The following is a 10574-nucleotide window of genomic DNA, read 5'->3' on the forward strand; positions in this document are numbered from 1 at the left end:
AGATGCTGGCCCCGGTGCTCGATGAAGTGCCGGAGCCGCCGCTGTTCTTCTATCCCGGTTCGTCGATCGGCAATTTCGAGCCGCTGCGCGCGATCACCTTGTTGAGAACCCTGCGCCAGCTCGGCGGCGGTTTCGGCGGCCTGCTGATCGGCGTCGATTGCGAGCGCGATGCCGGCCGGCTCGAAGCGGCTTATGACGACGCACTCGGCGTCACCGCCGCGTTCAATCGCAATGTGCTGCGGGTGGCCAATCGCGTGCTCGGTGCCGATTTCGATCCCCGCGCCTTTGCGCATCGCGCTTGGTTCAATGCCGAGGAAAGGCGCATCGAGATGCACCTCGTCGCCAGCAGCAAACAGACCGTCCGCTTCACTCGGCCGCTGCCGGCCGAGCGTGATTTCGAGGCCGGCGAGCCCATCGTCACCGAGTACTCGTACAAGTACACGCCGGGCCGTTTCGGAGCGCTGCTCGATGCCGCCGGCTTCGGCAGTCACCGCGTCTGGCAAGACCCGGCACGGCGCTTCGCGGTGTTTCTGGCGATGGCTTGAGCGGTGGATCGCCGCCTGTCCTTGTCGAATGCCTTCGCGGGCATCCGCGCGCAAAGTCTGGCGCTGGCCGAGGGATTGAGTGCCGAGGACTGCCAGTTGCAGTCGATGCCCGACGCCAGCCCGGTCAAATGGCATCTCGCGCACAGCACCTGGTTCTTCGAAACCTTCGTGCTGGCGGCAGTCGATATGGCTTATCAGCCGGTCGATCCCGCGTATCGCGAGCTGTTCAACTCCTACTACGTCGGTATCGGTGCGCGCGCCCCGAGGGCCGAGCGCGGGTTGATGTCACGGCCATCGCTGGATCAGGTCATCGCCTATCGAAAGACCATCGATGCGCGTCTGCTGGCGGTGCTGGCCGAAGGCGTACTCGATGCCGAGATGCTCGATCGCATCGAACTGGGCCTGCATCACGAGCAGCAGCATCAGGAGCTGATCCTCACCGATCTGAAGCACCATCTGTCGCGCAATCCGCTGCATCCGGTCTATCGCGCCGAAGCGGAGGTCGCGACCGAAACCCCGCCGCGATGGATCAGCTTCGCAGCCGGCGTTCAGGCGATCGGCCACGCCGGTCATGACTTCGCCTTCGATAACGAACGGCCGCGCCATCGGGTATTCGCCGAAGCCTTCGCGCTGGCCTCGCGGCTGGTCAGCAATGCCGAGTACCAGGCGTTCATCGATGACGGCGGCTACGCGCGGCCGGAGCTGTGGCTGTCCGATGGCTGGGATGCGGTGCAGGCCGGTGGCTGGCAGGCACCGCTGTACTGGTTCGACGGCGGCGGCCACTACACGCTGGCCGGGCGCCGGCCGCGTCTGGCTGCGGCACCGGTCTGCCACGTCAGCTATTACGAGGCCGATGCCTTTGCCCGCTGGGCCGAGGCTCGCCTGCCGACCGAAGCCGAATGGGAAATCGCCGCGCAGTCTGCCGATAGCGCCGCGCTCGCACAGATGACTGGCAACCGCTGGCAATGGACGCACAGCGCCTATCTGCCGTATCCGGGTTTTCAGCCGGCGACCGGCGCGGTCGGCGAATACAACGGCAAGTTCATGATCAACCAGATGGTGCTGCGCGGCGGTTCCTGCGCGACGCCACCGGGGCATCTGCGCAGCAGCTATCGCAATTTCTTTCCGCCGGCGACGCGCTGGCAGTTCAGCGGCATCCGTCTCGCGCGTAGCGTCTAGGCCGCGCGGGCTTCTGCTTCGCTGACCAGGAAGTGGCTGGGGACCAGTCCCTTGCCCTTCAGCTCGAGATGGCCACGGCGCTCGAACACGAAGTGGCCGCCCAGCCGCTGACGAAACGCTTCGGTGACGTGAATCCGGCTGACCGCGCCGCTGGTTTCCATGCGGCTCGCGGTGTTCACCGTATCGCCCCAGAGGTCGTAGGCGAATCGCTTCTGCGCGATCACGCCGCTGATCGCCGGGCCGGCGTCGATGCCGATGCGCAGGTTCAATGGCATGCCGGATTCGCGACTCAGGCGGTCGCAGGTGGCGATCATCGCCAGTGCCACGCGGGCGACACGTTCGGCATGGTCAGGTACGGCGTCCGGCACGCCGGCCGCTGCCATGTAGGCATCGCCGACTGTCTTGATCTTCTCGACGCCGTGCCTCTCGGCGATCTCGTCGAAGGCCTTGAACAGCGTTTCCAGCAGCTGGATCAAGCGGATGGGCGACAGCTCGGCGGCCAGCTGCGTGAAGCCGACGACGTCGGCGAACAGTACCGAGACGTCGTCATGGAACTCGACGACATGATTCTCGCCACGCTTCAGGCGGTCGGCGATGGCGTCCGGCAGGATGTTGCGCAGCAACTCGTCGGCGCGGCTGCGTTCCTCGGTCAGCGTCTTGCGCAGTACGAAATTGTGGACTGCGGCGCGGTACCAGACTTCGTCCGCCACCGCCGCGCAGGCCGTCAGGCAGAAGGCATTGACGCCGACCGCGTACGACACCAACGGGTTCGGATTGATCAGCGCGATGCCGGTGATCAGGATTCCGAAGCTGATCGGGTAGGCGATCAGTTTCAGGCGGCTGGGGGTGACGATCATCCCGGCGATCACCAGCAGCACCAGCGCGTAGATCGACACGTCGATCGCCAGGGTCTGGCTCAGCAGCGCGTGCCAGATGCAGAACAGCAGCGCGAGCGGAATCGCGACCACGGTCATCTGGCGCGCGGTGTCGGGTGCCAGGTTGTTGCCGAGCCGGTGCGCGGTGATCAGCCAGGTGCCCAGCATGACGATGTTGACCAGCCGCCAGACCACCAGATCGCCGTACATCCGGTACTGCTCGAACAGGCCGTGCCGATAGAGCGGCAGATCGTAGGTGACGAGGGCCACCAGATTCAGCAGGGTGGCCGCCCAGAACAGCTTGCGGATGTTGGAAACCGCGGTGCGATTGCAGTCTGTTGCGAATTCGGCCAGCCATTCAGGGCGGATCGTCGGCATTTCCGGTCGACGCCCGAGGAGTACCGCAGCAATCGATCCGAACAGGGATTTCACGTCAGATTTCGGGAGTGCGATGGCAGGTTCGGCAGCGGTTTCGCGAATAGGGGGATTGCCCTCGCATTCTTACCAGTTTGCTGCGCTTCCCGCAGCATTCGGAGCGTACCTGACCCTGGCGCGTGGCCCTTCCGAGGATCGAGAGCAACAAAAAAGCCCGCCATCGGCGGGCTTTGAAAGGCGCGACATTTAGCGCTGAATGTTGCGCCCGTAGAAGATTTCCATGATCTCGTGATCAACCCGCTCGCGAATGCGCTTGGCTTCGCGCGGCGGCAGTTCCGACGAACCTTCGCCGAACAGGTAGGTATCGAGATTGAGCTGCTTCAGGCGCATCTTGGTGTGGAAGATGTTTTCCTGATAGACGTTGACGTCGACCATGTCGTACTTGTCCTTCACTTCGCGCGACAGGAAGTTCTGGATCGAATCGATCGTGTGGTCGATGTAGTGCTTCATGCCGCGCACGTTGCGGGTGAAGCCGCGGACGCGATAATCCATCACCACGATGTCGCTTTCGAAGCTCTTGATCAGGTAGTTCAAGGCTTTCAGCGGCGAAATCTTGCCGCAGGTCGAGACATCGATATCGGCGCGGAACGTCGAGATGCCGGCATCCGGATGATTTTCCGGATAGGTGTGGACAGTGATGTGGCTCTTGTCGAGATGGGTCACCACCGAGTTCTTGCTCGGGCTCGGATCGGCCATGCCGTCCAGATGGCCTTCGGAGATCAGCATCGTCACCGAGGCGCCCTGCGGATCGTAATCCTGGCGCGCCACGTTGAGGATGTTGGCGCCGATGATGTGCGCCACCTCGGTCAGAATCGCCGTCAGACGCTCGGCGTTGTAAGCCTCGTCGATGTACTCGATGTACTCCTGCTGCTGCTGCTGATTGCGTGCATAGCAGATGTCATAAATATTGAAGCTCAGGCTCTTCGTCAGGTTGTTGAACCCAAGCAGCTTGAGCTTCGGATTGTTCGTGGGCTTTGCCAACGCGCATCTCCCGGTAGGGGCAAACAGAAAACCAAAACCCTGCGCGCAAACCGCGAAGGGCCGACATTATCCATCAAATTTCCCGGCGAATTTCCTCAGGTCTCATGACCGGGGAATGACAGCCCCGCGCAGCGCGCCCGATGGGGCGCTGAATCAAGCGCCGTCGCGGATCTCGTAGCCGTGGGTGATCTCGGCAGCCTTGGCAAGCATGATCGACGCCGAGCAGTACTTTTCGGCCGACAACTGCACCGCGCGCTTGACGTGGTTGTCCGACAGGCCGACTCCCGAGACGATGAAATGCAGGTGAATCTTGGTGAACACCTTGGGGTCGGTTTCGGCGCGTTCGCCGTCCACTTTCACTTCGCAGCCACTGATCGGCTGGCGTGCCTTTTTCAGAATCTGCACGATGTCGACCGCCGAGCAGGAACCCACCGACATCAGCATCAGCTCCATCGGCCGCATGCCGAGATTGCGCCCGCCGATCTCGGCTGGACCATCGACGACGATGGCGTGACCGCTGCCGCTTTCGGCGATGAAAACGGCGTTCTCGTGCCACTGAATCCTTGCTTGCATTGGCTTTTCCGGCCCTTTGACGGAGCTGTGATGGAGCTGTGATATTTTCGCCGGGGGAGTTTACGCCGCGAGGAATCCGACCGGCGAAACAGATGGCAAACAGGGGACATTCGCGTGCTCGAAAAACCAGCCGTTCAGGCCTATATCAACGCCGCGCACAAACGCAGCTATCCGCCGAAGCACACCATCGTCCATGCCGGCGCCAATCCGCAATCGCTGTTCCTGATCCTCACCGGTTCGGTCAGCGTGCTGATCGAGGACGAGGACGGCCGCGAGATGGTGCTGGCCTATCTGAATGCCGGCGATTTTTTCGGCGAGATGGGTTTGTTCCAGGATCAGCAGGTGCGCACCGCCGTGGTCCGCACCCGTACCGCCACCCTGCTTGCCGAAGTCAGCTACACCGCGTTCCGCGTGTTCGTGCGCGAACAGCCGGACATCATGTTCGAGCTGGCCGGCCAACTCGCTGCGCGCCTGCGTGATACCAGCGGCCGCCTGCGCGATCTGACCTTCGTCGATGTTGCCGGGCGTCTGGCCCGCACCCTGATGGATCTGGCCACGCAGCCTGATGCCAAGGCTCATGCGCGCGGCACGCTGGTCAAGATCAGCCGCCAGGAAATTGCCCGCATCGTCGGTTGCTCGCGGGAAATGGCCGGCCGCGTGCTGAAAAAGCTCGAGGAAGATGGCGTGGTGCAGTCGCAGGGCCGCAGCATCATCGTGCTGTCGACCGGTCGCCTGGCGAAGCAGAAGACGGCCTGAACGCTCAAGCCGAGCATCAAGCCATCGTCGCGAGATAGGCTCGGCAGTCGTACTCGAAGGCAACCGCGTCATTCTGTTGATGAGTGTCAAAGATCGCTCTTAGCTCGACCAGCAACGGCTCGCGCGCCGGATCGCCAGCTTTCGGCGTATACGACGACGACAGCAGCCGGCCCTTGAGCCCGTTGAAATCGAACTGCTGGACATAGTCGAAGTGGGCTTCGCGAACCTTCGCTTCGCCGAAGAATTCACCGATCTCGCCGATCGACGCCTGGTGTGGCTGGCCAGCGGCGTAGTCCGGGCAGCGACGCATCAGCAGGTCCTCGTAGGCGATCGCGAACGCGCCATCGAGACGCCGTACGTTCCAGATCAGCGCTGCCGCTCCGCCCGGCGCCAGCACGCGTTTTGCTTCGGCCCGGGCCTTGAGCGGCACAAACCAGTGGAAGGCTTGCGCTGCAGTAAGCAGACGTACCGATGCAGTTTCCAGCCCAGTGGCTTCCGCGGTGCCGGCGATGCTGGTGAAGCCGGAGAACGATGCCAGTTCGGTTTCTGCTGCGGCGCGCATCGCCGCATTCGGCTCGACGGCTTTCACCTGCAGGCCGGCGGCCAGCAGATCCCGGCTCAGCAGGCCGGTGCCGGAACCGATGTCAGCGACCGAATCACCGGGCGCAAGACCGGCTTCATCGAGCAGCCAGCGGGTCAGCGAAGGGGGATAGCCCGGCCGGTAGCGGCGATAGTCGTCAACCCGATCGCCGAAGCGTTCGGTCGGGCGGTAGCGGTCGGGATCGTGCATGCAAAGCGTCCTGTGGAAAGCAGGCCGCCAGCTTAGCCGTCAGCAGGTCTGCTGCACCGATCAAAAGGTCGTTGAAAGCCAGCGGCGATCCGCCTTTTTGCAGGCTGCGGCGGTAGGCTTGCGGTGAGTCTTTCGAATCGAGGTTTCATGGACGCTGCAGTCATTCTGTCCCAGTGCAGCCTGTTCTCCAGCCTTGATGCCCACGGGCTCGCCGAGCTCGCCGCGCTGTGCAGCGAAGTGCAGGTTGCCGGTGGCGATTCCCTGTTTGCAGCCGGCGCACCGGCCGATTGTCTGTATATCGTCGTCACCGGACGACTGCGCGCGTTCAGGCCCGATGGTTCGGTGGCCGGTGACATCCTGCGCCTGGAGCCGATCGGCGAGATCAGTGTGATGGCCGACGAACCTCGCAGCGGCGAGGTCTACGCGCTGCGCGACAGCCTGCTGCTGCGCATCGGTCGCGAGGCGCTGCTGGACTTCATCGTTCGCTATCCAGCGACGGTGCTGGAAATCACCCGGGTGCTGATTCACCGGATGCGCCAGAACCTGCGGCCAGCGGCGATGGCCCGTCTGCCGTCGCGACCGGCACTGGCGATCGTGCCAGCCACGCCGGGGGTGCCGATCGCCGCTTTCGTCGAACGGCTGGAGCGGGCCTTCCGCCGTCAGGGCGAAATTCCGGAGCGGCTGGATGCAGTGCGCATCGACAGCGAACTGGGTGCCGGCGCCTCTGAACTGCCGGTGACCGACAGCCTCGGCAATTCGCGGCTGATCGACTGGCTGGCGCAGCATGAAGCCAGCGGCCGGCGCCTGCTGTACTGCGCCGATCCGGCGCGCCGGGCCTGGAGCGAGCGCTGTCTGCGCCAGGCCGACCGGGTGCTGATCGTCGCCGATGAACATGCGCGGCCGATCGACAGCCGCGTGCCGGCGATGCTCAGGCGGCTGCACCTGCGCACGCCGATCGAACTGGTGATGCTGCGCGAGGGCTATGCACCGGCCGCGAACCTGCGCGACTGGACGTCCAACTGCGCACTCGACAGCCACCACCATGTGCATCCCACCGTCGATGCCGATCACGATCGCCTGGCGCGCCTGCTCAGCGGCCGGGCGCTGGGCTTGGTGCTCGGCGGCGGTGGTGCGCGCGGTTTTGCGCACATCGGGCTGATCCGGGCGCTGGAAGAACTCGGCCATCCGATCGATCTCGTGGGGGGCACCAGCATGGGCGCCTTCTTCGGCGGGCTGCTGGCCTGCGGTGCCGACAGCCGCGAACTGCGCCGGGTCGCCAGCGAAACCTTCGTGCAGCAGAACTTCCTGAACGATTTCGTGATTCCCCGCGTATCGCTGATCCGCGGCCGACGCTTCAGTACTCGGCTGCGCACGATCTTCGGCGAGCAGATGATCGAAGACCTGCCGCTACCCTATTTTTGCGTGAGCACCAATCTGACGCGCGGCACGGCGGAGGTGCATCGCCAGGGGCCGCTGTCCCTGTGGATCGGCACCAGCATGGCGGTGCCCGGTGTGGCGCCGCCGGTAGTCTGGAACGGCGATCTGCTGGTTGACGGCGCGATCGCCAACAGCCTGCCAACCGACATCATGCAGGCCGAGGGTCGCGGTCCGATCATCGCTTCCGATGTATCGACCGAAGGGGGATTGAGTGCGCCCGGAATCGAAGGGCCGGATCCCGAAGCCCTGCTGCGCCGAAATCGTGTCGGACCGCCACTGACTCTGGCCGACATCCTGTTCCGCAGTGCCACCCTGGCCAGCGAAAGCGGTGTCAAGGCGCGTGCGGCGCAGGCTGATCTCTATCTGCGCATGCCGGTGTCGGGCATCGGCCTGTTCGACTGGAAGCGGCTCGACGAGATCATCGATCGCGGCTACCGCCAGGCGGTGAAATCGCTGGAAGCCTTCCTCGCCAGCAACGGCGACTGAAGCTGCGCCGGAGGCCTCCGCGGTTTCGTTGCGGAATTGCAGCGGCCACAAAAAACGGCGCCGGACTTTCGTCCGGCGCCGCTGATACAGCTTGCTGCCTGAGGCTAGGTCTTACTTCTTGAGGACCTTGACCGCCAGCGGCTTGGTCAGCACCTGGAACTCGACGCGACGGTTCTCGGCGCGGCCAGCTTCAGTGGCGTTATCGGCGATCGGCTTCTTCTCGCCGTATCCGACAGCAGCCAGACGCTCGGCTGCAATGCCCTTGCTGATCAGGTACTTGCGTACCGAAGCAGCACGACGCTTGGAAAGCGACAGGTTGTAACCGTCGGCACCCTTGGAATCGGTATGACCGCCGATTTCAAGCGTCAGCTTCGGCTGCGACTCGAGGCCCGGCAGGATCGCATCGAGGATGCCCTGCGCGTTCAGGGTCAGCTGGTCCTTGTTGTACTCGAAGTTGACACCGCGCAGCACGACCGTCTGCTCGATGATGCAACCCTCGGCATCAACCTTGAAGCCCTTCGGGGTACCCGGGCACTTGTCGAGGTAATCCGGCACGCCGTCACCGTCGGTGTCGAGTGGGCAACCGCTGGCATCGACTTACACGCCAGCCGGGGTGCCTGGGCACTTGTCGAGGCTGTCGATGACGCCGTCCTTGTCGCTATCCGGCGGCGGCGGCGGTGGTGGCGGAGGCGGAGCCTTGGCAACGACCGGCGGCGGCGGCGGAGCGACCGGGGCACCGAAGGCGTACTGCAGGCCGAGGTTGAAGCGCCAGTCGCCGAGCGAATCGACACCCGGGGCGACATCATCGTTGAAGTCGGCAATCCAGCGGCCTTCTGCACGGGCCGACAGACGATCGGTCAGCGAGAACAGCATGCCGGCACCGAAGTTCAAGTAAGGCGACACGGTCTTGTTGTCGAGCGCTGTGCCGAGTTCTTCGTACATGCCGCCGAAGCCGGCGAGCAAGAACGGACGGACCGGACCCTTGACCAGTGGCACCATCAGGTCGACACCGAGGCCAACCTGGGCGTCCTGGTTGCCGTCCGAGTCACGGTCCAGACTGGTACCGAAGCCCGAGAATTCGAGATTCAGGTGATCGCTGAGCGGCAGGCCGAGAAACACCACCTGGCCACCAATGCCGAAGTTGGCATCACGATCTTTGTCGGGTGCTGTGTAGCTGCCCATCACGGCGCCGTACGTCGTCTTCGAATAGTCGGCGGCGGTGGCGACTCCAGTACATGCGAGTAGCGCCAACGCCAGTGCAGTGTTTCTCATGGCCAATTGCTCCTTTTGTTCTATTTGCGGGGGGACAACCCGAGCAAGGCAACAAGAGTTGCCCGGCCGGTCTTCAACGTTTGTGCCGGAGCATAAAAGGCCAAGGCACACACACGCAAACGCAGTGCATCAAAAAGGTCGGGAAGCCAGCCCCAAGCCCGGTTAATGCGCCCGTAATTCCTTGCGCAGAATCTTGCCAACGTTTGATTTCGGCAAGGCGTCACGGAACTCGATCGCTTTCGGCAATTTGTAGCCGGTCAAGTGGGCTCGACAATGTTCACGCAGGGTTTCGGCGGTCAGATTGGGATCCTTGAGGACCACGAAGATCTTCACCGCTTCGCCGGTTTTAGGGTCTGGAATGCCGATGCAGGCGCATTCGAGCACGCCGGGATGCAGGGCGACGACGTTCTCGATCTCGTTCGGGTACACGTTGAAGCCGGAGACTAGGATCATGTCCTTCTTGCGGTCGACGATCCGGAACCAGCCCTCGGCATCGACGGTGGCGATATCCCCGGTCTTCAGATAGCCATCGGCCGTGAATGCCGTAGCGTTTTCGGCCGGCCGGTTCCAGTAGCCGCGCATCACCTGCGGCCCTTTGACGCAGAGTTCGCCGGGTTTGTCGACTGCCACCTCGCGCTCATCGTCATCGCGCAGGGACACCCAGGTCGATGGCAGCGGCAGGCCGATGGTGCCGTTCCAGTCTGGCCGGTCGATCGGCGAAAAGCAGACGCCGGGCGAGGTTTCGGACAAGCCGTAGCCTTCGGTCAGCGCCACACCGGTCAACACTTTCCATTTCTCGGCGACCACCTGCTGCACGGCTGCGCCGCCGCCGACGGTGAATTTCAGCGCCGAGAAATCGAGATCCGCGAAATCCGGGTGATTGACCAGACCGTTGAACAAGGTGTTGACGCCAGTGAACGCGGTGAAGCGCTGTCTGCCCAGTTCGGCGACGAAGGCGTCGAGGTTGCGTGGATCGGTGATCAGCAGGTTCTTGCCGCCAACATGCAGGAACAGCATGCAATTCACCGTCAGTGCGAAGATGTGATAAAGCGGCAGTGCAGTGACCACGATGTCGCCACCGTCACCCAGCTTCGGCCCGATCCAGGCCTGCATCTGCAGCAGATTCGCCACCAGATTGCCGTGGCTCAGGGTCGCGCCTTTGGAAAGCCCGGTGGTGCCGCCGGTGTATTGAAGGAAGGCGATATCGTCAGGCGCAAGCTGCACGCGGTGATAAGGCTGGGCGCG

General features: G+C 63.5%; 11 protein-coding genes and 1 pseudogene. 4 read left to right on the forward strand and 8 right to left on the reverse strand.

Annotated elements, in window-relative coordinates; genetic code table 11:
- A partial coding sequence (locus Q0D45_RS18735; protein WP_293396425.1) for an L-histidine N(alpha)-methyltransferase occupies window positions 1-545 on the forward strand: 545 nt, incomplete at its 5' end.
- A gap of 3 nt (window positions 546-548) precedes the next feature.
- Entirely contained in the window at window positions 549-1724 is a 1176-nt protein-coding gene (egtB, locus tag Q0D45_RS18740; RefSeq protein ID WP_293396428.1) for an ergothioneine biosynthesis protein EgtB, read from the forward strand.
- Here the strand turns inward: egtB and Q0D45_RS18745 are convergent.
- The 3 genes from Q0D45_RS18745 to Q0D45_RS18755 form a co-directional block, all read right to left on the reverse strand.
- A complete protein-coding gene (locus Q0D45_RS18745) occupies window positions 1721-3031 on the reverse strand; it encodes an adenylate/guanylate cyclase domain-containing protein (protein WP_293396431.1) in 1311 nt (436 codons plus the stop codon). The genes egtB and Q0D45_RS18745 overlap by 4 nt on opposite strands.
- Before the next feature lie 189 nt (window positions 3032-3220).
- The gene (gene speD, locus Q0D45_RS18750; protein ID WP_293396434.1) at window positions 3221-4015 is read right to left on the reverse strand and encodes an adenosylmethionine decarboxylase; all 795 of its coding nucleotides are present in this window, start codon (window positions 4013-4015) and stop codon (window positions 3221-3223) included.
- Between the two features lie 153 nt (window positions 4016-4168).
- Window positions 4169-4588 (reverse strand): OsmC family protein, encoded by a 420-nt coding sequence (locus tag Q0D45_RS18755; protein WP_293396437.1) that lies wholly within the window; start codon window positions 4586-4588, stop codon window positions 4169-4171.
- Between the two features lie 114 nt (window positions 4589-4702).
- On the opposite strand from Q0D45_RS18755, the gene crp reads away from it, so the two are divergent.
- A complete protein-coding gene (crp, locus tag Q0D45_RS18760) occupies window positions 4703-5344 on the forward strand; it encodes a cAMP-activated global transcriptional regulator CRP (RefSeq protein ID WP_293396440.1) in 642 nt (213 codons plus the stop codon).
- 16 nt (window positions 5345-5360) lie between these two features.
- Here crp and Q0D45_RS18765 read toward each other — a convergent pair whose 3' ends face one another.
- Window positions 5361-6134, reverse strand: a complete 774-nt coding sequence (locus Q0D45_RS18765) for a class I SAM-dependent methyltransferase (protein ID WP_293396443.1) — start codon at window positions 6132-6134, stop codon at window positions 5361-5363.
- A 147-nt stretch (window positions 6135-6281) separates the two neighbouring features.
- Between Q0D45_RS18765 and Q0D45_RS18770 the strand changes: the two genes are divergently transcribed.
- Window positions 6282-8057: a patatin-like phospholipase family protein gene (locus Q0D45_RS18770; protein WP_293396446.1), complete on the forward strand. Its 1776-nt coding sequence runs from the start codon at window positions 6282-6284 to the stop codon at window positions 8055-8057.
- A gap of 111 nt (window positions 8058-8168) precedes the next feature.
- On the opposite strand, the gene Q0D45_RS18775 is transcribed toward Q0D45_RS18770, so the two are convergent.
- The 4 genes and pseudogenes from Q0D45_RS18775 to Q0D45_RS18790 form a co-directional block, all read right to left on the reverse strand.
- Entirely contained in the window at window positions 8169-8528 is a 360-nt protein-coding gene (locus Q0D45_RS18775) for an OmpA family protein (protein ID WP_293396454.1), read from the reverse strand.
- A gap of 51 nt (window positions 8529-8579) precedes the next feature.
- Window positions 8580-8633 (reverse strand): annotated as a pseudogene (locus tag Q0D45_RS18780) (thrombospondin type 3 repeat-containing protein); the annotation flags it as partial.
- A 21-nt stretch (window positions 8634-8654) separates the two neighbouring features.
- Window positions 8655-9329 (reverse strand): outer membrane beta-barrel protein, encoded by a 675-nt coding sequence (locus Q0D45_RS18785; RefSeq protein WP_293396449.1) that lies wholly within the window; start codon window positions 9327-9329, stop codon window positions 8655-8657.
- A 162-nt stretch (window positions 9330-9491) separates the two neighbouring features.
- Window positions 9492-10574 (reverse strand): AMP-binding protein (locus Q0D45_RS18790; protein ID WP_293396452.1); only part of this gene is annotated, 1083 nt, incomplete at its 5' end.

Origin of the sequence: Nevskia sp., assembly GCF_023266035.1 — a bacterium.
Classification (GTDB): domain Bacteria; phylum Pseudomonadota; class Gammaproteobacteria; order Nevskiales; family Nevskiaceae; genus Nevskia.